Source organism: Nocardia niwae NBRC 108934 = DSM 45340, from assembly GCF_001613465.1.
Lineage (GTDB): Bacteria > Actinomycetota > Actinomycetes > Mycobacteriales > Mycobacteriaceae > Nocardia > Nocardia niwae.
The window spans coordinates 58,935-80,445 of the sequence record NZ_BDCK01000045.1; the positions used below are offsets into that span (position 1 = coordinate 58,935).

At 63.0% G+C, this 21,511-nt stretch carries 34 protein-coding genes and 3 tRNA genes; 2 read left to right on the forward strand and 35 right to left on the reverse strand.

Going from position 1 to position 21,511, the window contains the following annotated elements:
• Positions 1-119 precede the first annotated feature (119 nt).
• The 5 genes from NNI01S_RS28580 to NNI01S_RS28605 form a co-directional block, all read right to left on the reverse strand.
• A complete protein-coding gene (locus NNI01S_RS28580) occupies positions 120-1,085 on the reverse strand; it encodes a phage minor capsid protein (protein ID WP_084489373.1) in 966 nt (321 codons plus the stop codon).
• Positions 1,085-2,695, reverse strand: a complete 1,611-nt coding sequence (locus tag NNI01S_RS28585; RefSeq protein WP_063023836.1) for a phage portal protein — start codon at positions 2,693-2,695, stop codon at positions 1,085-1,087. Before NNI01S_RS28585 ends, NNI01S_RS28580 begins: the two co-directional genes overlap by 1 nt.
• A gap of 78 nt (positions 2,696-2,773) precedes the next feature.
• Positions 2,774-3,907, reverse strand: a complete 1,134-nt coding sequence (locus NNI01S_RS28590; protein ID WP_063023838.1) for a metallophosphoesterase family protein — start codon at positions 3,905-3,907, stop codon at positions 2,774-2,776.
• Positions 3,908-4,217: 310 nt separating this feature from the next.
• Entirely contained in the window at positions 4,218-5,522 is a 1,305-nt protein-coding gene (locus NNI01S_RS28600; protein ID WP_063023844.1) for a PBSX family phage terminase large subunit, read from the reverse strand.
• Positions 5,519-6,037, reverse strand: coding sequence for a helix-turn-helix domain-containing protein (locus NNI01S_RS28605; RefSeq protein WP_063023846.1), 519 nt, complete (start codon positions 6,035-6,037; stop codon positions 5,519-5,521). The genes NNI01S_RS28600 and NNI01S_RS28605 overlap by 4 nt, the downstream gene beginning before the upstream one ends.
• 140 nt (positions 6,038-6,177) lie before the next feature.
• Between NNI01S_RS28605 and NNI01S_RS28610 the strand changes: the two genes are divergently transcribed.
• Positions 6,178-6,429 carry a hypothetical protein gene (locus NNI01S_RS28610; protein WP_157115050.1) on the forward strand — a complete coding sequence of 84 codons (252 nt, stop codon included), beginning with the start codon at positions 6,178-6,180 and terminating at the stop codon, positions 6,427-6,429.
• Here NNI01S_RS28610 and NNI01S_RS36705 read toward each other — a convergent pair.
• From NNI01S_RS36705 to NNI01S_RS28645, 12 genes are all read right to left on the reverse strand, one after another.
• A complete protein-coding gene (locus NNI01S_RS36705) occupies positions 6,374-6,622 on the reverse strand; it encodes a DUF7427 family protein (RefSeq protein ID WP_439956152.1) in 249 nt (82 codons plus the stop codon). The genes NNI01S_RS28610 and NNI01S_RS36705 overlap by 56 nt on opposite strands.
• Positions 6,622-6,789: a hypothetical protein gene (locus tag NNI01S_RS34870; protein ID WP_157115051.1), complete on the reverse strand. Its 168-nt coding sequence runs from the start codon at positions 6,787-6,789 to the stop codon at positions 6,622-6,624. Before NNI01S_RS34870 ends, NNI01S_RS36705 begins: the two co-directional genes overlap by 1 nt.
• The gene (locus tag NNI01S_RS28615; protein WP_218019272.1) at positions 6,786-6,935 is read right to left on the reverse strand and encodes a hypothetical protein; all 150 of its coding nucleotides are present in this window, start codon (positions 6,933-6,935) and stop codon (positions 6,786-6,788) included. Before NNI01S_RS28615 ends, NNI01S_RS34870 begins: the two co-directional genes overlap by 4 nt.
• Before the next feature lie 19 nt (positions 6,936-6,954).
• A complete protein-coding gene (locus tag NNI01S_RS28620) occupies positions 6,955-7,245 on the reverse strand; it encodes a glutaredoxin family protein (RefSeq protein ID WP_063023852.1) in 291 nt (96 codons plus the stop codon).
• Positions 7,246-7,335: 90 nt separating this feature from the next.
• Complete coding sequence (locus NNI01S_RS28625; protein ID WP_157115052.1) at positions 7,336-8,304, reverse strand: lipase family protein; 969 nt, start codon at positions 8,302-8,304, stop codon at positions 7,336-7,338.
• A 337-nt stretch (positions 8,305-8,641) separates the two neighbouring features.
• Complete coding sequence (locus NNI01S_RS28630; protein ID WP_157115053.1) at positions 8,642-9,178, reverse strand: hypothetical protein; 537 nt, start codon at positions 9,176-9,178, stop codon at positions 8,642-8,644.
• Positions 9,179-9,224: 46 nt separating this feature from the next.
• On the reverse strand, positions 9,225-9,446 hold the full coding sequence (locus NNI01S_RS28635) for a hypothetical protein (protein WP_063023858.1): 222 nt from the start codon (positions 9,444-9,446) through the stop codon (positions 9,225-9,227).
• Between the two features lie 166 nt (positions 9,447-9,612).
• Entirely contained in the window at positions 9,613-9,828 is a 216-nt protein-coding gene (locus NNI01S_RS28640; RefSeq protein ID WP_063023860.1) for a hypothetical protein, read from the reverse strand.
• Positions 9,825-9,998, reverse strand: a complete 174-nt coding sequence (locus NNI01S_RS34875; protein WP_157115054.1) for a hypothetical protein — start codon at positions 9,996-9,998, stop codon at positions 9,825-9,827. Before NNI01S_RS34875 ends, NNI01S_RS28640 begins: the two co-directional genes overlap by 4 nt.
• A 153-nt stretch (positions 9,999-10,151) precedes the next feature.
• Positions 10,152-10,227: transfer RNA gene (locus NNI01S_RS34880), tRNA-OTHER, on the reverse strand.
• Between the two features lie 6 nt (positions 10,228-10,233).
• Positions 10,234-10,317, reverse strand: a tRNA-Ser gene (locus NNI01S_RS34885).
• Positions 10,318-10,435: 118 nt separating this feature from the next.
• Positions 10,436-10,511, reverse strand: a tRNA-Met gene (locus NNI01S_RS28645).
• 472 nt (positions 10,512-10,983) lie between these two features.
• Between NNI01S_RS28645 and NNI01S_RS34890 the strand changes: the two genes are divergently transcribed.
• Entirely contained in the window at positions 10,984-11,691 is a 708-nt protein-coding gene (locus NNI01S_RS34890) for a hypothetical protein (protein WP_157115055.1), read from the forward strand.
• 79 nt (positions 11,692-11,770) lie between these two features.
• Here the strand turns inward: NNI01S_RS34890 and NNI01S_RS33925 are convergent, their stop codons facing one another.
• The 18 genes from NNI01S_RS33925 to NNI01S_RS28735 all read right to left on the reverse strand — a co-directional run bounded on the left by NNI01S_RS33925 (position 11,771) and on the right by NNI01S_RS28735 (position 21,471).
• Positions 11,771-12,382, reverse strand: a complete 612-nt coding sequence (locus NNI01S_RS33925; protein WP_063023864.1) for a DUF6378 domain-containing protein — start codon at positions 12,380-12,382, stop codon at positions 11,771-11,773.
• Positions 12,382-13,077 carry a tRNA(His) guanylyltransferase Thg1 family protein gene (locus NNI01S_RS28660; protein ID WP_063023931.1) on the reverse strand — a complete coding sequence of 232 codons (696 nt, stop codon included), beginning with the start codon at positions 13,075-13,077 and terminating at the stop codon, positions 12,382-12,384. Before NNI01S_RS28660 ends, NNI01S_RS33925 begins: the two co-directional genes overlap by 1 nt.
• Entirely contained in the window at positions 13,074-13,685 is a 612-nt protein-coding gene (locus NNI01S_RS36710; RefSeq protein ID WP_063023866.1) for a pyrophosphohydrolase domain-containing protein, read from the reverse strand. Before NNI01S_RS36710 ends, NNI01S_RS28660 begins: the two co-directional genes overlap by 4 nt.
• Entirely contained in the window at positions 13,682-14,254 is a 573-nt protein-coding gene (locus NNI01S_RS28670) for a hypothetical protein (protein ID WP_063023868.1), read from the reverse strand. The genes NNI01S_RS36710 and NNI01S_RS28670 overlap by 4 nt, the downstream gene beginning before the upstream one ends.
• Positions 14,241-15,008 carry a phosphatase domain-containing protein gene (locus NNI01S_RS36205; RefSeq protein ID WP_063023870.1) on the reverse strand — a complete coding sequence of 256 codons (768 nt, stop codon included), beginning with the start codon at positions 15,006-15,008 and terminating at the stop codon, positions 14,241-14,243. The genes NNI01S_RS28670 and NNI01S_RS36205 overlap by 14 nt, the downstream gene beginning before the upstream one ends.
• Complete coding sequence (locus tag NNI01S_RS28680; protein WP_157115057.1) at positions 15,005-15,499, reverse strand: hypothetical protein; 495 nt, start codon at positions 15,497-15,499, stop codon at positions 15,005-15,007. The genes NNI01S_RS36205 and NNI01S_RS28680 overlap by 4 nt, the downstream gene beginning before the upstream one ends.
• Positions 15,500-15,510: 11 nt before the next feature.
• Positions 15,511-15,735: a hypothetical protein gene (locus tag NNI01S_RS28685; RefSeq protein WP_063023875.1), complete on the reverse strand. Its 225-nt coding sequence runs from the start codon at positions 15,733-15,735 to the stop codon at positions 15,511-15,513.
• Complete coding sequence (locus NNI01S_RS28690) at positions 15,732-15,983, reverse strand: hypothetical protein (protein WP_063023877.1); 252 nt, start codon at positions 15,981-15,983, stop codon at positions 15,732-15,734. The genes NNI01S_RS28685 and NNI01S_RS28690 overlap by 4 nt, the downstream gene beginning before the upstream one ends.
• The gene (locus tag NNI01S_RS28695) at positions 15,976-16,239 is read right to left on the reverse strand and encodes a hypothetical protein (protein WP_063023878.1); all 264 of its coding nucleotides are present in this window, start codon (positions 16,237-16,239) and stop codon (positions 15,976-15,978) included. Before NNI01S_RS28695 ends, NNI01S_RS28690 begins: the two co-directional genes overlap by 8 nt.
• On the reverse strand, positions 16,236-16,607 hold the full coding sequence (locus NNI01S_RS28700) for a cyclic-phosphate processing receiver domain-containing protein (RefSeq protein ID WP_063917701.1): 372 nt from the start codon (positions 16,605-16,607) through the stop codon (positions 16,236-16,238). Before NNI01S_RS28700 ends, NNI01S_RS28695 begins: the two co-directional genes overlap by 4 nt.
• Complete coding sequence (locus tag NNI01S_RS34895) at positions 16,604-16,750, reverse strand: hypothetical protein (RefSeq protein ID WP_157115058.1); 147 nt, start codon at positions 16,748-16,750, stop codon at positions 16,604-16,606. Before NNI01S_RS34895 ends, NNI01S_RS28700 begins: the two co-directional genes overlap by 4 nt.
• The gene (locus NNI01S_RS28705; RefSeq protein WP_245676405.1) at positions 16,750-18,243 is read right to left on the reverse strand and encodes a TROVE domain-containing protein; all 1,494 of its coding nucleotides are present in this window, start codon (positions 18,241-18,243) and stop codon (positions 16,750-16,752) included. Before NNI01S_RS28705 ends, NNI01S_RS34895 begins: the two co-directional genes overlap by 1 nt.
• Positions 18,244-18,699: 456 nt before the next feature.
• Complete coding sequence (locus NNI01S_RS28715) at positions 18,700-19,359, reverse strand: DUF7341 domain-containing protein (protein WP_063023882.1); 660 nt, start codon at positions 19,357-19,359, stop codon at positions 18,700-18,702.
• The gene (locus tag NNI01S_RS28720; RefSeq protein ID WP_063023884.1) at positions 19,352-20,161 is read right to left on the reverse strand and encodes a hypothetical protein; all 810 of its coding nucleotides are present in this window, start codon (positions 20,159-20,161) and stop codon (positions 19,352-19,354) included. Before NNI01S_RS28720 ends, NNI01S_RS28715 begins: the two co-directional genes overlap by 8 nt.
• A complete protein-coding gene (locus NNI01S_RS28725; RefSeq protein ID WP_157115059.1) occupies positions 20,158-20,400 on the reverse strand; it encodes a hypothetical protein in 243 nt (80 codons plus the stop codon). Before NNI01S_RS28725 ends, NNI01S_RS28720 begins: the two co-directional genes overlap by 4 nt.
• A gap of 84 nt (positions 20,401-20,484) precedes the next feature.
• Positions 20,485-20,835: a hypothetical protein gene (locus NNI01S_RS28730; protein ID WP_063023888.1), complete on the reverse strand. Its 351-nt coding sequence runs from the start codon at positions 20,833-20,835 to the stop codon at positions 20,485-20,487.
• 263 nt (positions 20,836-21,098) lie between these two features.
• Entirely contained in the window at positions 21,099-21,227 is a 129-nt protein-coding gene (locus NNI01S_RS36410) for a hypothetical protein (protein ID WP_281180698.1), read from the reverse strand.
• Between the two features lie 4 nt (positions 21,228-21,231).
• The gene (locus tag NNI01S_RS28735) at positions 21,232-21,471 is read right to left on the reverse strand and encodes a hypothetical protein (protein ID WP_063023889.1); all 240 of its coding nucleotides are present in this window, start codon (positions 21,469-21,471) and stop codon (positions 21,232-21,234) included.
• Positions 21,472-21,511 lie beyond the last annotated feature (40 nt).

Here is a 21,511-nt window from a genome sequence, read left to right on the forward strand (position 1 = left end):
CTGGACACGGTGAAACCCCGTGCGGCAGCCTGGCCGGACGGTGTTGAAATGACGAAACCCCGAAAGGCAAGAAAGCCCATTCGAGGTCGAAACCCGCTACAGAGAAGCGGGAAGACTATTCAGAATTGCGCAACGAAACGAATACGTTGACGCACACGGTTGCGGCGCGCTACCGCACGCTGACGGCGACGGTCTGCGCGCACCTCATCCGGTACACGCACCGCACGCGGCGGCGCAGGATCGTCCGGCGTCCAGATACCCAGGGTGTGTCGGCAGCCGGGATGCCACAGGCCACGCGCACGCGCCTCATCAAGCGAACACATCACCGTCACAGTGACGTTTCGGCCCGTACTCGCTTCCCTCGCGATCGCGCCCACGGTGGAGCCGCTGATCGAGAGAACCTGACCTTCGAAGACAGCGCAGCGCGGGCAGCTCCCCGCGACATCCGACACGATCACCAGATCGTGACCAGCCGCGGTGAGTTGCGCACAGTAGGCGTCCACCTCCGCGCGTGTGATAGCCGCCCGTACCGCGATCTCCACATAGGAGACGAGGTCGTAACGGTAGCCGCGACGGTCCACGAAACCCGTGATCCCGCGGCGAGCGAACGCCTCCAGCGCGCGCTGCACCACCCGCGAGCGGTCTAGGTCACCGTCGGCCCGCTCGGCGCGGACCACGTCATCGACCACACGGCGATACGTGTTCTCCATGACCAGCGGCACCAGCCGGTGTGTCGCTTCAATTGTGGTGATCGTGTCGTCGATCAACCGGTGCACTGCCTGATCGTCGGTGCGCGGCGCGTACGGAAGATCCGCTCGCGCCGCAGTCAGTCCGTCGTGCCACGCCCCAAGCAAGGCTTCCGCGACAGCGGGTCGCATCTCACGATCGGCGCCGGTGATGATCCGGTCTACGCCGCGGCGAAACGCCGGTAGCCGCAACAGCAGCCGTTGCGCCCACACCCACACGTGACCGACACCGGGAGCCAGCGACATCGCCAACCACTCCAACAACGCGCGCTCAACCCGTCGATACAAGCGCACGACCGGACCTGCTCGCCGGTCACCATACGATGGGGTCAGCGGCATCAGGCAGCCTCATCCAACGGTTCGGAATCCGGCTCCGCATCGCCCTGGAGGTTGCTGTGGGCTTCTTCTCCTCCTGGGGGCGCGAAATCGCCGCCGTCGGGATCGGGCACCTGGAGGTCGATTTCCGCTTTGATCAGCTTGACTTCTTCGTCGACTTCGTCCACCGACCAGTTCGGGTTGCGTTCCCGCACCGACTGTTCAATGGAGATCGCCTGCGCGGCACGAAGGTTCGCGATAGCTTGCGACTGCTGCACCGGGTCCACATCGACACGCACCGGGAACTTCATCTCCGGTTCGGCTTTGATGCCGTAGTCGTGGCCGTTGCCGTAGACGATGGCGTCCAGCTCCAGCATCGTGCGCGCCAACGGCTGCGCCTCCGACTGCCAGTACAGGATCTTCGTCGCGCGGGTCTGATGCGACAGACCCTTCCGCGCGGACACCTCGGTCGCGGTCATCATCCCCGACAGTTGATCGTCACCGAAGTCACCCACCGAGTAGCCGGCGCTGACCACGATCCGGTTCATCAGATCCTGGCAGGTCGCGGCATGCTCCTGATGGCGGATCTGGAACTGTTGGGCTTGCACCAACTGGTTCGGGCCGTCCTCGGGAAGCATGAGCTGACCAGGGACCGGTGTGAAGATGGCTTGTTCAGGGTCGAACGATGCACCCAAGCCGGGACCGTTGTCCTCCAACGCCTCCTGCGACACGAACAGTCGAGCTTTCGCAAGATCAAGGTCCCGCATCCACGAGCTGTAGGCAGCATCAAGAGCGTCGAACAGCTGCTCGATGCCTTCGAAATCGCTGCGACCCAACGGCGACAGGTTCGGGACGTTGCGCCACCTGCGGGCAGGTCGAATGTTCGGCACGTACGCGGCGGTCAAACCCTTCACGCGGGTTTCGATCACCGGTTGCGTCGCAGCCCACGCGGTTGCATCCAGCTCGTCGAGCTTCATCGGTCGCCCGATGTGGTCGCCGTCACCGAGGTAGAGGGCGTGTTCGATCGTGCCGGGTTCGTGCCGTTCCAGGTGCCGCCAGGTGCCGCGCTTGTCCTTCGCGACGACCCGCCAGAACGTGACCGCAGCGAGCTTGCCGTACCGCCACTCCGGGATAGCCGCATCAGGGCCGACCGCCGACAGCATCACCTTGTCAGTGACCGCCGTGTCCCACCAGAGCCGAAGGAACACACCACCAAGCGCGCTTTGAATTTCCGCGGCTTCCAGGAACGTGGCAACCACGTCGGCGCCGTCGAGCAACTGGCTCAGCCGCTCCTTAGCGCCGTCGAGGTCGGTGGCGTCGCCGCCGTTGAACACCCACGTCGGCGGTTGCCCGAACAGCAGGTTCGCCGACGTACGCGCGACATCCGCCGGTGCGGGCACATGCAGACGTTTCATCGCCTGCTTCTGCGGCCGGCCCCAGAAGAACCGGGCGACAGCACCGACCACCCCACCGCGGAACTGGGAGGGGCGATTGGACGGCATCCCGTCGAGGTACTGGGAGTAGAAGGATTCGAGGACACTCGAATCGCCTTCGAGCCAGGCGCTGTGCAAGTCGTAGGCGGCTTGGGCGTCGTCCCACGGCTCCGGCGGCCACGCGCCTTTGAATTCAGGCATCGCCACGGGGCGCCTCCAGCAGGGTTCGAACGCGCGCCGATACAGACGCTGTGAAGTTGGGTGGATGCCTCTAGTCGGTTAGACGAGGCTCAGGTTTTCCAATGCCCGCCCGCGCGTGGTGTAGATCAGCGCGCCGGGGCGGGCTTCGGCACCGGTCTTGTCCCGGTACCAGGCGCTGCCGCCGTCAAGAGCGGGGGAACAGATGATCGTGCGGGCCGCGGACTGCTGGATCGCCATCTCATGCCAGTGCCCGTGGAGTAGGAAGTCCGCGCCGGCGGGATTGCCGTGATGGAACGCTTGGGACGCCCACCAGTCGGCGGCTTTGCCTTTGCGGAACTGGTGGCCGTGCAGGAGGGTGAACACGCTGTCGGCGACGCCGACGGTCATGTATCCCTGGTCCTTCGGCGGCACTTGTACGCGCACATGCCCGTAAGCGTCGGGGTTCTCGGTGAGGGCATCGGAGACGGCGATTGCGCCTTCGGTGGCCCAGTTGTCGTCTGCGCGGGTCTGGACCGGAATGCGTGTCGCGTCGTCGTGGTTGCCGCCGATGACGGACACGGCGATCTCGTCCGCGAGGGGCGCGAACGCTTTCACTGTTTCCAGCAGGGTCCGCCGCCACAGTCGCACTTGTTCGGTCACGGTGAGAGATTGCCGCCAGGCGAGTTTGCCGCCTTGGCTGACACCCCCGTTTTCGATGCAGTCCCCGACGAACGCCAAGTGCACGGCGCCGATGGAATCGCGTCGCTGCCGCTGCTTCAGTTCAGTTACGGCGCGGTCGACACTGGTGAAGTAGCGGTCTATGGTGCCTTGCACACCGTCGCCGTCGATCTTCCCGAACTGGAGGTCGCCCGCCTGGTATACGAAGCATCCGGTGCCGGTGATGCTGGTTGGCTGGTGCGGTTCCCGGTCGCGAATGGAGGCGATCAGTTCGCCGATGTCCAGCCCGATAGTCTTCGGCGCGATGTGGAACCGATACGCGGCCAACCATTCGCCGTTGAACGACTGCCACCGCGAGACCCGTGGGTGTCCGACGATCTGCACTTCGTCGGGGTTGTACCCGAACTGTTCCAGCAGCTCGACATGCGAGGTGGGCGGCTCAGCGAGCGCGCCAGTTTGGATGTAGCCGCCGCTTGTGCCGTCGAATTCGGTGCGCGGCTTGTACTCGGTTTCGGTGGCAGTCGGTTGCTTCAGCAGGTCGTCGGCGAAGCTCACGCGGCGATCCCGGTTTTCGTGTAGCAGCCGCAGCGTTGACGGCAGTGGCGTCGGAATTGGGTTTCGCCGATGGGGCATCCGTTGACGACCGCGATCTGATGCAGTTTCGCGACCGGACCACCTTGCCGTAGGTAGCTGTCGAACGCTGTTCTGTCGCGTTCATCGAGGTTCGAAACCCATATCCCTGTGCCACACGGTCGGGAGTCGTCTTCCTCCACGACTTTCTGTACGTCGTCCGCGAGAGACATTCCTTGCGCCTCCTAGATCAACTCGCTAACACGAGCCTATCGGCGCTGTATAGTCGCGATTTTCATGCTGCGACAGCGCCCGGCATGTTGGTGAGTTTCACTTGCCTCCGCCATTTCCGTTCAGTGGTGACGGTGGCGTAGCGGAGCGCGTCGATGCCATGATCATTCAGTTTGATCGGCTGGTCTTTGCCCTCGTCGGTTGCTTTCGTATCCCACACATAGCCGGGGATCTCTTTCAACAATTCTGGGCAGCGATCCGAGAATTTCAGTTTCCCCGCTGATACCAGCGCTGTCATGGTGCGGATGCCGTAGAGCACGTCTTTCGCCGCAGGGTAGGTTGTCAACCCGTCCTGCTTCAACTGGACACGGAAATCGGCGGCGGCTTGGTCCACGATCACCGGGCACGTCAACCGCGGCAGGTTGCCGGGGTCGTCGCCCGGATGATGCGGAGTGGCGAGCCAATCCCGCAGCCCCTGCGACAGTTGCACGTTGGTCCAGCGGGCAGCCGACGACGGGGAGACGTGCCGCCATTCGTCGACCGCGTACAGCACGTTGTCGACTCCGAGACCCACCATGACCCCGTGTGTGGGGTTGGTGGTTCCGTGGTCGACCCCGACACCGACATACCATTGCATGCCCGGCAGTTCCGACCATGGCACGAGGTGCTGTTCGGGGTCGTACATGTCGAAGATCGCGCCGTCCGCGGCGACCCAGCGGCCGAGGATGTTCCGCAGGTAGAACAGGCCCTGGAACTCGGCTTTGATCGCGGCGACGTATTCGGGCGACAGGCTCGGGTTGTCGTCGAGGGTGAAGTGCCAGGCCTGGAGGTTCATGTCCGGGTCGCCCTGGCGGTCGATGAAGCCGACCTTCAGGTAATGGTTCGGGTTGTCCGGGTTGGTTGTCGCCAAGCAGCGGGCTCCGGGCACGGACAGGCGCGCGAGGAGCTGTGTCCAGAACGATTCCGGTAGCAGCGTCGCTTCGTCGACGAGGGCGAGGCAGGCGGTGAGTCCACGCAGCTTGCCTTCAGCACGCACATCGGAGGCGCCGATCAAGTGGACGGTGCGGCCGAGGATGACCGCAATGTTGGAGCCGCGGGTGTGGTGCACTTCGTGCGCCCACGGACCGAACACGGCCTCGTCCTGCATCGGCTCGATGATGTTACGTTCGATGGTTTGCAGGGTGCGACCGCAGATCAGGATCAGCCCGGAATCAGGGGCGGTGCTGACGGCGTCATAGAAGGCGAGGATGCTCGCGATCGTTTTGCCGGAGCGGACGGCGCCGGACCAGATGGATACTCGGTAGCGGCGGGATTCGACGATGCTGACGATCTGTTTGCGTGACAGCGGCAGTTCGTCGAGAACACTCACGCCGTGTCGTCCTCTTCGTTGCTGTCGTCTGACTCGGGGTTGTCAGCGAGTTGGTCTGCTGCGACGAGTTCTTCAAGCTTGCCGAAGAAGTTGCCGATCATCGACAGCGTTTCAGCACCAACGCCGCCCTTAGCATCAGCGATGGCTTTCAACTCGGCGGCCTTATAGGTGCCGGTCAGCTTCGCGCGCTGCTCCATGATCGCGAGTGCCCGGTCGATCATCCATGTTTGAGCTTTGCGTTCCTCGGCGTTCTTCGGGTTGACGATCTTCTTCCAGATCGCGGCCCACATGGCGTCGAGGCGGGACAGTTCGAGTTCCAGGTACTCTTGCGCGTTTTCGCGCGTGATGTCGGCGATGGCCTCTTTGATCCACATGGAGACGGTGGATTTGTGGACACCCATCTCTTCGGTGATTTGGGCTTGCGATTTGCCTGCGAGCCGCATCTCCAACGCGAGGTTGCGTTTGCGCTGGGTTTCGACGAGGGTTTCGACAGGGGTGGTGCGTTTGCGTGCCATAGTGGCGGACCTCCAGGAACCGCGTCGGCGCCTGGCCGGTCGCGTCCGAGTGGAAGAGACGGCTGCCGCCTGGGCTAGCCGGAGAATGTAGCGTCTAGTGGACACTGTCGCGTCGTGTACACGCCATGTATGATCGCGTCATGTACCTGGACACCGCGGAGTTGTTGCGCAGCGTCGCCGAGCAGCATCAAATGCATGTGACGATGGCGGGCGAGATGGACAAGCAGCGTGACGCGCTGATTTTGCAGTTGCGCAGCGAGATCAACCCGGCCACTCGGAAGCGGTGGACGTGGGAGCAGATCGCGGAGATGGCGGAGTTGTCGCGGATGGGTGCGTTCAACGCGTCGAAGCGGGCCGCCGCACGGCAGATAGAGCACCGAAAGTCTGCGTGAACGGATCCAGCCTGCGCGGGATGATCCGCAGTAGGTGCGCAGCGGTGATGATGATCGCGGCACGCACAACGATTGGGTGGCGTGCGGTGGTGCGGTCGCATCCGTCGCTCAAGAGTTCATCCACCGGGGCCGTGCACTCCCACGCGACGATCGCAGCCAGGGTTGCGCACCACGCGGCTTCAGCGGCGCGCATCAGTCCTCGCCCTCGTCCTCCAACTCGGGGACCAACACAATCGGCTGCATCGGATGCTGCGACATCGCCGAGAAAACGGCCATGATCACATCCGTTGGCGACACCTGCACCGCTTCGGGTGTTTGGATGTCGAGTTCGAATCCCCACAGCTTCAGCCGGAACTTCATTGTGGTTTCTCCTGCTGTTCGCGGCCGTCGAGGCTGTGGTGGATGATGACCCATCCGGTGCTGCCGTCGCTGCGGGGCACTGGTTCGGTTGTGGGGCCGCACACGCAGTCATCGCTGGGGATGTCGTGGTCGATGAGGTCGTTCAAGGGGTGTACGTGGACCTCGTTAGTTCCCCGGATCCGTTGAGCCACCCACAGTTTGCGGTTCATCGGCGGCCCCTTGCTGCTGCTCTGCCGCCCATTGCAACCAGTCTGGGGAGAACCCGGAGCGGTGGTGTTCACCGACGACGATGACGGGTGCCTGCTTGTAGCCGAGGCCAAGGATGTAGTCGAACGCTTCGGAGTCTTCGGTGATGTCGACCTTCGTGTATGTTGCGCCGAGCTGTTCAAGTTTTTTGAACGTGGCGTCGCATTGAACACAGCCGGGCTTGGTGTAGACGGTGATGTCACTCGGCATCGTCGACGCCCAACTCCTTGTTCAGCTCGACGAAGGCACGCGCGGTCGGCGACAAGTTGCCCAACGCTGTCTCGAAATCGTCAGCCATCATCATCCGATCGGCGGGAGGGCAGGCAGCGGCGGAAGAACGATCTCCGGCAGCGGAGGCGGGACATACGCCAAAGCTTCGGCAGGCAAATACGGTTCGATCTCGTCGGGCACGTAGTCGCGGATCGGGGTCGGCGTGTACGGCTGCGGAGTGACCGCTTCCACGAGCGGATCGAAGTCGGCGAGCGACGGCAGCGGACCAGGCTCCCATGCGGGCAGCGTCGAATACGGCGCGGCAGGAATACCCGTCGGCGACGATTCGGGCAGCCACGGCAGCGGCGCCGGCTCCTCGATCATGTAGTCGCCAGGCGCGAGATTGTCGCCTTCACCGGGCAAGTAGTTGTGCCAGCCCATGAAGTAGCCCGCCCAGCCTTGCGCGAACTTCGCCGGATCGCTCCACGGTGCAGGCGAATCGCAGATGGCGTCGAACTCGTGGCAGACACGGACCTCGTTCGGGCCGACGGGGCGCGGACCGGGGTTGGAGGTGCCGGGGAAAACTCCGGGCAGTGCGTCGTAGATGCCGCCGGGGCGTCGTGGGTCACCGTATGTGATGACAGTGTCGGCGCCGCCCTGGTCCGCGAATTCCGACCCGAGGGAGTGGCCGATCACGGTGACGTGTCCGCCGGGGCATTCGGCGCGGTAGGCGTCCACGCGTCCCCGAAGCTTCGCAGTACCGTCCGTCACGGACTCGTCCTTGGTGTAGGGACCGGTCGGCCAGACACTCGACTTGTAGTCCAACGACTCGACGCGGTAGCCCTGCTCGGCGTAGTAGGCGAGATGCGCGCCCATAACGGTCGGGCGGCCCGCCTCGACGTTCGCGCGTTCACCGTTGCCGCCGACACCGATAACGATGTCCCGACAATCCGGGGCAGCAGACGCGGGGGCAGCGAACCCCAAGGGTCCGAGGAAGGTAACAGCTCCGACGCCGCAGACTGTGCAGATGGCGGTGAGACGGCCCGGACGTCGGGTCATATGTAGCCTCCTGGAGGCTGAAGTGTAGCGTGAACACTACCGCGTAGTGTTGACACTATTGTATGGACTTGTGTAAAGCGGGAAGTTGAGGCCCGCCGACTCCCGAGGTAGCGAAAACCGGTCGGCGGGCCAGCCGCGGCGCCTGAGGCTGCCAGCGGCTCGCCACCTAGATCCCCTACAGCCAGCGCGGCGTGAGATCGGCGCGGCGGCCCCCAGAGTGAATGGGGCACGAGGGTGGTGGCGAAACTGTGCGGTGTTGGTTCTCCAGGCAGGCACCGACTACCTATCGCGTTACCTCGCAGTGGAGGTCGCACTACGCAGATATGCGCAGTTAAGTTCAGCCTTGCGGCGTCGAGTCGGTCTCGTGGTGAATGGAAACCGAACGAGCGAACACGGTGAGAGTCACCATGACCGCATTACTCGCCCCCGCAGTGTGCTTCCCGATCGGGTGGACGATGACTTCCGAATCGGCGGGTACGAGCACGGGAGTCCCATTGATCCGCACGGAGTTCGGACACAGCACGCCATGGCCGCCGTCGCGCCGATCATCCTTGGTCCGCTCCACGATCTCGATATCGCATGCATCCGGAATGGGAACCAGCGGCTTCGCTGGAGGGTCTTCTGCCCATGTCAGCGCAAGGACTGGTGAGTCCTCACCCGTACGCAACTCGGGCTCTGCCGCGACAAGGCGGCCAGACCACCGGGTGGACGATTCGCCGTCACCTTCATCAACTGTGATGAACACGGGCTTTTCCGGGCCGTAGTAGATGCTCCGCGCCGCCTTGGTCGACAGCGGAAGGCGAGTGTGGTCCTCGTCGGGCTCGAATGCGTGCAGCAGGTTCCATTCGGAGTCCCAGACGCGGGCGTACTTCACGTTATTCTCCTGGTTGTGGCCCGTCATCGTTTGAGCGCTGTCGGAGCTATGACTTGCGCTTTCCACCGCCGGGCCAGCGGCCGAACACGATTTTGTAGTAGCGGGCTGCGAGCCCGGACGCTTCGCGCAACGACATGTGTTGCAGCAGCAGTGTTTGCAGCGTCCGAAATGGATGCTCGGAATTAGCCCACTTGGCGCGGCCCTCGCCGACCGTCCAATAGTCGTTGAGTTCCTTGGACGCGCCGGTCTTGCCGTCAGGGTCAGCCATCACGCCCCCTGGGATAACTAGAAGGTGAGTCGCCCGACCGGGACCGTGATCAAACGCCCGTCGCGAGTCCTGCACTCCGCGTACGGGAACGGCCACCGCCAGCGACGTTCGACCGTCACCAGTTCGGGTTCGTCAGGCGCCCACGCGACATCACCAGGCCACGGCATCAACGCTCAGACTCCACGGCACCCCAGTACGGCGACTCGCCCGCAGCCAGTTGCAGACTGATTCGCTCCGTGTACTCGTTCACGCGTTCCCGCCCGGTCTCCCGGAAGCGTTTGCCGTTGATGAACCAGTCCGCGCCTGCGGTGGTCGGCCAGAAGTCAGGAGTGCTGTACTGGTTCGGCATACGATCGACGGTCTCTTCCAGGAACTCGCTCACTGCGCCTCCGCAAGCCGGAACGCAGCGTAGGAAGCAGCGACATCCGGGTACAGCGGCGTCAGCACGGCATCGACAGACGAGGTGATCGAATCCACTCGCAGCGCTTCGCACAGCTCATCGGTGACAGCGCACACGATGCCGCTGACCTGCTCGGGCGTCACATCGGACATCAGGACTCCTGGCATGGAAAGAAGGGATGGCCCGGCTGCCGTTGCGGGAGTGTGGGCCATTGCGCGGAAGACAGAGGGCACGATCCCCAAGCGCGAACGCTCAAGCTCGCTAGCAACGAGTCCCAGACCCCGTCTGGTTTATCTTCCAAGCGGGACTCCAGGGCAGGGCTCGAACCTGCCTACGAACTCGGTTATTTCACGAGACGGTCTACCGGTGACCTACTGGAGTCCCTTGCGGAAGGTTGAGGAGTCGAACCCCAACGCCGAAACGCCCCTCCGGTTTTCAAGACCGGCTGGCCTCCACAGGCCGGAACCTTCCAAACCCGCCGAAGTAAGGAAGCCGAAGCTCTAGCCTTGACGGGCATCATCGTTAACTCCAGCCCGCACCCACGGTGGGCGTGCACACCCACTGCCAGCATGTGGGGCAGGCTGAATTGTGGCAATGGTCGGATTTGAACCGACGACCTGCGGGATATGAGCCCGCCGCGCTTGACCGAACTGCGCCACACTGCTACGTCCGCGGTGGCCCAGGGCTGCCGTGGCTACACCCTGGGCCGTGAAGGCTGTCGCCCTACAGGAGAGGACCTTCTACTTTTACCGCGAGAAAGGCAGGCGCCGACTGGAACAAGCCAGCCGACCACCTGCCCTGTGATCGCCCCCGAAGGGACTGGTGGGCTCTTACCCCACTGCTCGGCAGATCTTGTCTGCCGCAAATCCGTGACCCCGGCGATGTGCCCGATCTTTCAGGGCAGGGATCGTTCCGGGGTTTTCACATGTCCTCAGGGGGAGGCCGAAGCTTACGAATCCCGAGGCGCGCGCTCCCCGACCGCACCCACACGGCCGGAACGCCGACCTGTTTTTGGGTATGCGAAATACAAGCAAGGCTCAGCCTACACTACTGTGTCCATCGGACACAGCTTTGAATCGCCATTTTCCGGCCCGCCATCCAATGCTCCCCACTTGAACGAGCGCCCAACCTGCACGAATGGAAATTACTGTGATTTACGTCACTTTCTTCCAGAATCGGCGATTAGGCCGCTACTTCTTCTTCAAACTCCATCCTCAACCGCTCAATATGCGCCAAAAGATCGGCAGTCGGATGAAACCACTCCCCCAAATGCCGAGCGTCGGAGAACTGGTCATGCCGCCCCGCCTCAAGCTGCGATCCGCCGAACTCAATCGCTACCAACTCATCGTGCGGCACCTGGGTAAGACGCGTGCGCAAGTTCCTTGTGGTACCAATCTTGATGTACACGCCGAACCGCAGATAGTAGACGACGGACCTGCGATACGAGTATTTCAGCAGCTGCTCGTGCCACATCCGCCTATGCCTCGCCTCGCTTCGAACATACCTGCAACCATCCGACGCACAGCGCACGGTATCACCGTCTCCGGTCAGCCACAGAGCGCCAGAACGGCGGCATTTCGGGCACCAGCCATTGAGGCGTCGAGCATCTGTAGGCACGACTGCCGCCACTTCCTGCTCGACTACCGTTTGGCGCGCTTGAAGCGTCTCCGCAGCAAGATTGAAGTCCCGTACAGCGATGCGCCAATGGTCAACGCAAAGGCGCACGTCAGACACGATCGCATCCGAAGCTTCGGTTTCACACCCTGGTTGACCGCAAAGAGAGAACTCATACAACTTTGCGGGATCAGCCGAGGCACCGCGCGGATTGAAGAATACCGGATTTGACTTGAAGTCGGACAGCACAAACCCCCGAACTCGCTCAACCTTCTCAAGCAATTCTATCGGGCTTGTATAGTCGCCCCGTTCACGCCACTTCCGCCGCGAGCGAGAAGTACGCCGCCCCATCCACGCACGAATCCTGTTTGTGTCCACTGGCTTCCCGCGCGACCTTCAACAGGGCCATCATCAAAGCGACGTCGCGGGCATCAACCCAGCCTTTGCCCCACGCATCCCGAAGGTAGCGGGTCCAGTACTCGGCGATCCGTTGCAGGTTCTCGGACGGCGGCCCGTACTGTTCCTCCCGATCCCCGCACACCAGTTTCTCGGCTTCTCGCAACACCTGAGCGCGGACTACGAGCGGGACACCCAACTCGTCATCCAGCTTGCGGCAGGCCGCGACTTCCTCGGTCTTGCCGTAGTCCGCGTTGGGGTCCGGCAGCGGCGTGTACGGTTCCTCCAACGCGAGCGTCAAACCTGTTGCTTCGCAGAACGCTTCGAGGGTGGTAAAGCCGTCGAGCCGGTTGCCCATGCGGATCGCGGACTCCAGGCAGAGCGGGCCGTCGTCGTCCTCGGGTACGACGAACACCTTCGCCACCCCACCCCGATACTTCAAATGCAGGTACTCGCCTTTGTCGGTCCACACATCCCACGCTGACGGCATCCCGTAGCAGGTTTGGACCGCTTTCACGATACGCATCACGCCGCCTCCCGTTCCACGTCGATCATGCTGCCGAGGTATTGGTCGATGTCCGCGTACGTCCACTGGTCATTCAGATAGGTGCCGTCACGCAGGATGAAGGTGCCGTTCTTCTCCTGCTCGTTCAGGTCAGTCGCCCAGTTGACGCCGATCCCGTGAAGCATGTCGTGAAGGTCGGCGCGTTTCTTCCCATGCAACTGCCTGTGCGAGAAATGAGCCTGCGCAAGCATTTGGAGGCTGTTGCGTTCCCAATCCCGCTGCCGCCACACAAACACATTCGGGGCATCCGCACGGGGCACCACAAACGCGCGCGAATCGAACGCCGCTGGGTAGGGGCCTTCGGGCATGCGCTGGTTGAAGTACCCCGTGAACAGCGACGCCGACAACGACACCAGTTTGTTCAGCTCGTATCCGAACCAGCCTTGGGTCTGATGCGTGTCGTAGTCGGTCAGCATGAACGTCGCCTCATCCGACTGCACATAGCCGAGCTTGAAACCCTGCATCTCCCCCGCAGTCATACGCGCTGCCCCGACCATCGCCGCCATAAGCGACCGGTCGAAAGGGCGATCCATGTCCCGCGTGTACGTGTGGAACGCGCGACCATCCACACGAATGAACACGCAACTGTTCGGGGTCAGTCGATAGTCGGATGCGGCCTCGTAGGACTTCATTCGTTCACCGATGCTGTTGGTCATGCTGCCTGCTTCCATCCGTGGCGTGCGAGGACACCAGCGATGTCGGGTGCCGTCCAGCCCTCGGGCTTCAAAATCTTGTTATCCGATTCGCGGCGGACCACTTTGCCGTCGACGAGCTTCGCCATGTTCGAGTCGTTGACCGCCTGCCACACTTCATCCAGTGGGATACGCAGCAGCACAGCGAGGCTCGACAGCGCATACATGGTGCGATGCGTGTACGTGTCCACCTGGATCAGGTTCCGGGCGGTCACTGCACGTCGGATCGTCCGGTCGTCGTCTTCGAGGTCGCTGAGGATGCCGGCGATGTCGTCGTCCGACAGCACCGACCATGACGGTGTTTGCGCACTGGGTACGAGCAGGTCGGTGATGTATTTGCGGGCGATCCCGAGCCGCAGCAACAAACCCGCCCGCACGTATAACCCGTCGGCTATGGCGTCAGCAACCTCGGTCATGTCGCGTGCAGTGAGTGCCGCAGCGAGTTCATTGCGTTCCTCGTCGACCAGCCGCAACGCCAACTGCACTTCATCATCCGGCACCCAACCGGGCAGGTCCCGCATCCGCACACCACACGCGGCATTGAAGCGGGCGACGTCAGAGAAGAGGGTCACTGTGTCTCCCCTGGGCATTCGTGGTCGACTTTGGTGGTGCCGCAGTCGGGGCAGGGCACGCATTTACCGCACAACCCGAAGTAGCCCTGTTCGCCGGGCCAGTGCCGCTGCTTCAGCAGGCAACGCCACTTCCAGTCGGGCCAGCCGAGGATGTAGGGACGTCGGCCGCGCCAGTTGATACCGACCAGGCAGGTGCGGCATCCCGACGGGCCGCCGCCAGTGGTGCCGTAACCCGCCACCACACCCAGCGAATACAGCTTGCCGAGAACTTTCGCAGCGAACTGTCCCCGGATCGGATGCCGCAACCAGTGGTAGCGGCGCTTCAACTCGTCCGCCTGCTTCCGGTACGACTGGGCCACACAGTCAGGGCACGGCGCCGGGTAGAAGTCGTCGTCGGTAAACTGGTATCTCGGCCAATGCCGCGGTGTGGCATCGCATTCGATCAGCTCGAAGCCGGGTGGTGCGGGCGGCGGGTTCTGCTCGTAGAAGTCGCTTTTCCGGCCGAGGTAGGCGACGTAGTCTTCGTCCTCGCCTTGCTCGGGCAGTGCCCACAGGTCAGAAGTCGTCATGGTCTGGTTTCCCCAATCTCATCAAGGGCAGGCCCATACGCGACCAAGCCCGGCACACGCTCAGGCGATCGTCGAAAACACCCAGCACTCGGAAGCGATTGCGGATGTGCTGGTCGAAAATTTCCGATTTGACTTTGTAATCCGGGCGCATGTCCCCGGTTCGCCGCATGTGCAGCTCTGTGAACGGAACGCCGTTCGCGCGCAACCAATCGGCGGTCTCGGTCCGGCAGTCATCTGTTCGACCGGACAGGACGATGATCGCCGAGTCGGCGGCGAGCTTCTGCACCACCGTCACCGTGTGCGCAATCGGGATGTCCTCATGCACACGCGCATAGTCGTAGATGTCACGGTCCGGCGCCTTCTCCGCGACCGTCCCGTCGACGTCCGCGATCCACGCAGGCGGCAGCGACTCATCCGGAACATAGACTTCCGGGAAGAAGAACAGATCCGGTGACGGCTCGATCTTCGGCCACTGCTTTCGCGGGAACCGTTTCGCCAACTCCCGGATAGCCGCCTCCCCCACCGACCGACCACCAGCAGCACCGCGGGCAGCGTCACGACGCACGCACTCATCCACGGCGGTGTCCAAGTCGATGACCTGGAAGTCGGCGCCGCGCAATGCTGCGAAGTCGGCCCAGCCTTGCGCCCACTTCTTCCGCAGGTTCATGGCGTCGATGAACACGTCGTAGCCGCCGGCGCACGCTTTGGGGCTGTGCACGCCGTAGAGGCCCAGCTCGCTCGGGTCGGTGGTCATGTGTTCGCCTCGGCGAGTGACGCGATGCAGACGGCTGCGAAGTCGACGGGGAGTTCGCCGGCGAACTCCAGGTCGCGGCCTATCCACTTGTACCATTCGGCGGTTGCCCCGGTGGGTTTGTACACGAAGTTCGGGAGGTACAGCGAGCATCGTTCCCGATCGTGGTCGGGCAGGTTCGCCGCCGTGTACCGGTCCCACCATTCGCAGCCGCCCGCGTTCGCGCACTTGCTGTATCCGTGGCCTTCATGGACAGCCGGGTTGTTGTCGCACCATTCGGCGTCTGTCTGGTCGGAGCCACAGTCACAGTCGCCCCAGTAGAAGGGCCTCATGGTGAACACGTCGTTGTCGTAGTTGAGTCCGTAGCCGTCTTCCCCGCCCAGTCCGCCGTCGAGGGGTACACCTGTTGCGGCGGCGATGGCGCGGGTGATCAACCGGAGTCCTTCGGCGACGTAGCCTGTGCTGGTTGCGGGCACGATGATGTTGATCTGCATCGGCTGGCTGGTCATTTCCGCTCCTCGTGGCTGTAGATGCGGTAGTAGTCGTAGCGGCCGACTTCGGCTTCCCATTCGTCGCCAGCGGCACTCAGCACCCATTCGAGGGGTGCTTGCCCGTGGTCGCGTTCCGCAGCTGCTTTCGCGGCGTCCAGCGACTCGGCGGTGTCGATCGGCCACGAGTCCGCGCATTGCGGGTCACCGCACGCATGGCACCAGTACACGGCGTACTTCATTCGTCGCCTCCTGCTGGCTGGTATTCGCCGTGGTAATGGCCGAGCGCTATCCAGGCGATGCGGTGGCGGACGCTGGCGTACTGTCCGGTGCGGTGCATTTCGGCGAGTTGGTCGAAGGTGCAGCCGAGTCGGTTGAGTGCGTCGCGGATCGACACGCGGATGTCGCGCTCAGTGAAGAACTCCAGTTCGTCGCTACCTGGGGTGTAGATGGCGCCGACGGCATCGGCAGGCCATTGCGGGTCAGGCACTGTCGGTCTCCTGCTGGCGCTTCCATTGCACGTATTCCCGTGTGCGGCGGTCGGACCAGTCGAGGAGAAGCAAGCGGCGAGCGATCCGGCCCAGCGTCGCCAAGGTGTCGCGCCGGTCGTTGGCCTTTCGCATGGGCCGAATATCCATGAGGTAGGTCATCACAGGGACGACGATGTACCAGATCGCCAGGCAGAGCAGCAGGGCGCCGCCGACGGGGATAAGTATTTCACTTGCGATGAAAAGGGCCCGTGTCACGCTTCATGCCTTTCGATGTGGTCCACCGTGCAGGTGCCCCAGTAGTTGATGCCGTATCCGCGGAGTGTTCCGGGTGGCGCGTACCGGCGGGCCATGCCGACGAGCCACTGTTCCGCCGACGGGTTGGCGGTGTGGATGTACAGTTCGCGCGGCCACCAGTCGTGTTCGCACATCCACAGCATGATTGGGCGAGTGGTTTCGTCTTCGTAGGTGGCGATCGATGTACCGAGGTCGTGGTCGAGGGACAGCGTGTTGAGCGACTGGCCCGCGATGCGGTGCCCGTTCATGACGGCGAGCGCTGCCACGCTGGTCTTGACGAGCATCCAACCGTCAGGGGCGGGCCGCTCGTCGTCAACGAACAGTTTCACATTCCGCTCCCACGCGCTCCGGTAAGGATCGCTTTCACGAGTTCCAGCGCTTGCTGTTCGGTGAACCCGGCTTGAACAAGCGCGCTGAAGTGGTCGTAGATGCCCGCCGCCAACTGGCGGGCATCTCCCGACGGCTCAAACATCACGCCGCCTGCGCCTCAATCCACGGCCAGTCACCGTTGCGCCCGCGCTCCAACAGGGGAATGAGCCGGAAACCAGCGTCATTCAACCCGCCGAACGTGTGCCAGTTGGCGCCATTCCCGTGCGCGGGCTTATACCCGGCGATGTTCCAGGTAAACACCGGGACCCGGGCGGGGATCACCTGCTCCATCGGACGCAACGCCGGCAGCCCGTAACGCCGGCGCGAATACTCATCGGTGAAGGTGGTTTGCTCGTCGGTGACGATGATGACGCGATCGTGGTTGGCGTAGTGCTTCTGCAACACGCCCATGGTGTCGGTGCCGTTCTCCTCGCGGAACTTCTTCATCGTCTTCAGCACGGAGTCACCCGGACGGAATGGGACCGTGTAGCTGTTGAACCCGTACCCGACGAGGTCGGCGTTGTCGGCGCGCAACGCGACCGCGGTCCCGAACAGGGCGGCTTTCTCGGCGTAGGCGATGTCGCTGTTGCTGCGGCTGCCGCTGTAGTACATGCCGGGGAACATGGACGGCGACTGGTCGACGAGGATCAGCGTGCGCCCCTTGAGCGCGGGAACGTTGGACAGGCTGTGCCGCAACGCGGTCTCCAGGGCGTGGTCCCACCGCAGCGAACCCGTTGCCTTGTAGGCGGCGTAGAAGCGGAACGGGAACTGGCGTGATTTCGCGACCTGCTCCGGGTCCATGAACCGGGCCGCGATGGTGGCAGCGACCTCGTCGGACACACCTGCTTCGTCGAAGTTTCGCAGGTTACGCAGCGCGGCCATGATCCCGAGCGACGGGATGATCGCTTCCCACCGCTTCGCGGTCCAGGGGCCGAACGAGCCGAGTTGTTCCCACGTCATGCCCGCATCTTCGAGGGCGGCAGCGAGTTCGCCGGACTCGGCCAGCTGGTCGATGTACAGCGGCGTGTATGTCTTGAACGCGATGTTCGCTTTGACCATCGGCAGCCATTCGAGCGCGGTGCTGTTTTCGCGGTTGTGGCGGCGGTCGAGGGCGTACCGGAACAGGTCGGACTGCCATTCGGACTTCGCGACGGGGTGTGTCAGGTCGATGACGTCGCCGAACCGGAAGCCGTGAGAGGCGGTGTCGTACTTCAGCAGCGACTTGGCCGCGTAGAGCCGAACGGCGGCGTCGGCCACACCGCGTTTGACTGGTTTGGGTACGTTGCGGCCGTGCTGCGACACCCAGTAGGCGAGCATTTCGCCGGGCTCGTCGGCGCGCTGAAGAACGGACGAGATGACGTGACGGTTGCCGCCCTCAATGCCTTCGTCGAGACGGGCTTTCACGTACTCGGCGGCACCCACCAAAGACGCGGAGCGCATGTTGGCTTCGGGTCCGCGCAGCCAGGCGAGCAGTTGGGCGGTCCAGTCGCCGTCTTTCACGGCCATCTTGCGGATCAGTTTGCGGTAGCGGGCGTCGCGCTCGTCGGCGGACTCGTAGTGGGTGCTCTCCCCCACCATGTTCGAGACGGCGAGCAAGAACAGCTCAGAGCGCGCGTCACGCAGGAAACCAGCGCCACCCTCGTGGGTGGTGGCGGTCTTGGCCTTGGTCTTGATTGGGCCGACAGCGGAGGGCCGTGACCGGACAGGGGTATTGAATTTCGACAACGCGAAAGCCTCCCAACATTCCTGGCTTGTGTTGGGAGGCTTTCCACGGAGGTTGCGCTGAGAACAAGGCGAAGTAGGTGACGTATGCGCTCTAACCAGGCTGAGCTACAGGAGCAAGCTCCTGGCGGGATTCGAACCCGCGACCGCACCTTTACCAGAGGAAGTAACCCACTCCTACACACCAGCGCAACCCTGTGAAGTTGTCTCCCGAGAACTGGACGCGGACGGTGTTGTTTCATAAGCAGTGAAGTAACCGTCTGCTTCGCACCGGGATCGATGCTGCGTTGAGTGTAGCATACGCTGTCGCGTCCACGCTACGCTACGGTTTTATTCGAGCACGCCTTCGGGCATCTCCGCGCCGATCATCGCCGCAAGCAACCGATAGCTATCCGGCGACCAGCTCGTCTCGCATGCCACACACCGCGCGGATGATTGGTCGGCTTGCAGCACGTATTGCCGCACCGTCTCCCCCGAACCGTCATCGACTTGCACGGTGGTTTCGCCGCAGGATGGGCAGGCTGCTCGCAGCTCATACGTGTGCCCGGCGTCCGCGGTGAGGAGCGTGTTGGCGCGCTGCACCCACACTTCCACTTGCCGCGTGTACCGCTTCAGGTCGGCGAGTTCGTGTGGCGACCACGGCCAGTCGACGAGCGTGTACAGGCGTTGCACGGTGATCGGCCGACCGGGGTAGGTGGTGGTGAGTGTGGGCCACCAGCGTGTGACGGTGCGGTCGATCTGGTCGAGCAGCGAGATTGCTTCTGTCCATCCGGGAGCGCGTGACCCTGGCGTGGGCCGGCGGACACCGGTTCCGGCGCGTTCCCCGAACCTGGCTTCCATCAGTTCTGTGTAGAGGCTGTCGAGGACGATGGGTTCGGTGGTGAAGTCGTCGCGTTCGATGGTGTCGGGGCGTAGGCCGATGAGGGCGTGAACAGCGTTGGAGAAGGCTGTGACCGCGCCTGCGACGAGTTCAGTCGTGTTCTCACTCAATGCTGGGAGCCTCCACCGGATCGGGCTGACGGAATCCTGTCTCTGCGCGGCGCTGGAGCACCCAGGCTTCGGCGGCAGCTTGCGCATCGACGTGCCAGTTCGCGCGCTTCTGCCGCAGGTTCACAGCGAATCCGTATGCGCGGTCACCCTTCCAGCCTCCGGATCGGTCCACGCAGTACGGGACGCCCTTCGGCACATCTACGTCAACCGTCCAAGCCTCCACCCGCTTTTTGGCTTTCGGACGGCCGAACGTCTGCCGCTGCAACGTCATCTTCGCCGGATATTCGCCCTCAGGCATACGGAGTCCGATGTCAACGGATTCGATGTCTTCATACCAGTAGCGCTGCTCGCCGAGGAGTGCGTCGAGCGGGTTCAGATGAAAGTTGCTGTGCCGCCACTTCGCGAACTCGCCGTTCTGATGGTGGCGCGGGTGCGTCCACACCTCGAACCAGATTCGGCCGTCGTGGATGGCGACTTTCAGGTCTCGCCCCTCGTACGGGTGTTTGGTGCAGCGGGTGAGGCGGTCGGCGATTTTGCCGCTTGTTTCGATACCCCAGTAGAGGCCGCTACCGAGGATCGTGAGATGCCCGTCCCAAGGCGTTTCAGAACTCTTGGTGCCGATGTGCAGGCGAGCGGAGAAGGTGGGTTCGGGTTTCTGGACGATGGTTTCGATGTGCCCGCCGAACTCCTTCGACTCGTCTTCGTCGTCCGGGTACCAGGACCAGAACCGTCGCTTGTGATGGAACACGCGCGCGGACGGATTCTTTTCAGCCTCGTCGATCGTGAAGCGGTGCAGCCTCATTGGTCGTTGTCTCCGTCGTCGTACCAGCGTTCCCAGTTGAGGTCGCCGATCTGGATTACTGGCTCGTCAGGGTCGAGGTCTTCCGGGTGCCTGAACTCTGGGACCGTGGTGTCGAACTGCATCGGCTGCGTTGGCGGGCTGAGAATCCATCGGCTGCCGTCTGCGCCGTCAAGGACCACGTTCGGTCGCGGTTCGGGCTTGTCGCGATGTTCGCGATTCCTGCGCCAGCGGTTCAGCATTCACAGTCCTCCCAGTACATTCCGCAGGTCACGCATGCGTCGCTGTCGTCGAGCCAGTCGAAGTCGTCCCCCACGTCGTCGCGGTCAGCCACGGCTGTGGTGCTGGATGCTGCGAAGGTCCGCGATCTGCTGCGCCTTGCGGAGACCTTCTTCGGTGTCGCGGACGTTGATGTTGATCGTCTGCGCGGGCTGCCAGGAAGCCGACACGTTGGCGATAGCCTCCTCATAACGTCGCTTCCACTTCATGGCGATCGACTGCCAGATGAGGACGGTGATCAGCCAGGCGACGAACACGAGGTTGGTGAATCCCCACTGGATGTCGTTGTTCGCGAAGCTGAAGCCAGCGAAGACCAGCCAGGCGACGAAGCAGATGCGGTCAATCAGTTCGGATACGTGCCAGATGTCTGCCGCGAGAGCTTTGATGGTGTCGAGCATTGGTTACTTCTCCTGGTCGCCGAGGATGTCGCGGATGGTGGTGTGGCGGTGCATGATGACGTGGGCGCGACGCACCAATAGTCGTTCTTCGTCGGTGAGCCAGCGGCCTTCGTACATGAGGCACCCATGGCTGACACACCAGAACCTGTGCGTGTCGGTTCGGCTATTCATCGTTGATGCCTTCGGCCGCCCGAACCAGGCGAGCCAAAATAGTGGGCAGGCACACAAAATACGCAGCCACCACGACAACCGCCGCAACACAACTAAACGCAATCCGGTTCATCCGGTTCGACCTCCTCGCCTTTCTGCCAGAACGGCCAGTCGGGGCGAACTCCGGTGATTCCCTGCGTGTACTCGGTAGGGGTCGGCGCCTCGAACTCGATGGCATCCATAGGCTTACTCCTGGACTTCCCCGGTGATGTCACCGACGACCTGCCGCAACTCCGCTATCTCGCTCGGTTTGAGCGGCGGCGCGTACTGAGCGACAGGCTTTCCGGCGATTTCGGAGAGCAGGTCATGTATGGCGATCAGCGCGTTAAGCTGTGCGCCTTGAACTTCGAACTCGTATGGACGCCCGAATCCGGCCCGATAGGTGAGCCGTGCGGCGATGCTGCGCGCCTTGTCGATAGGCTTCATTCAGAAACTCCTTGCTTCTGAACACAGAATATCGGCGCTG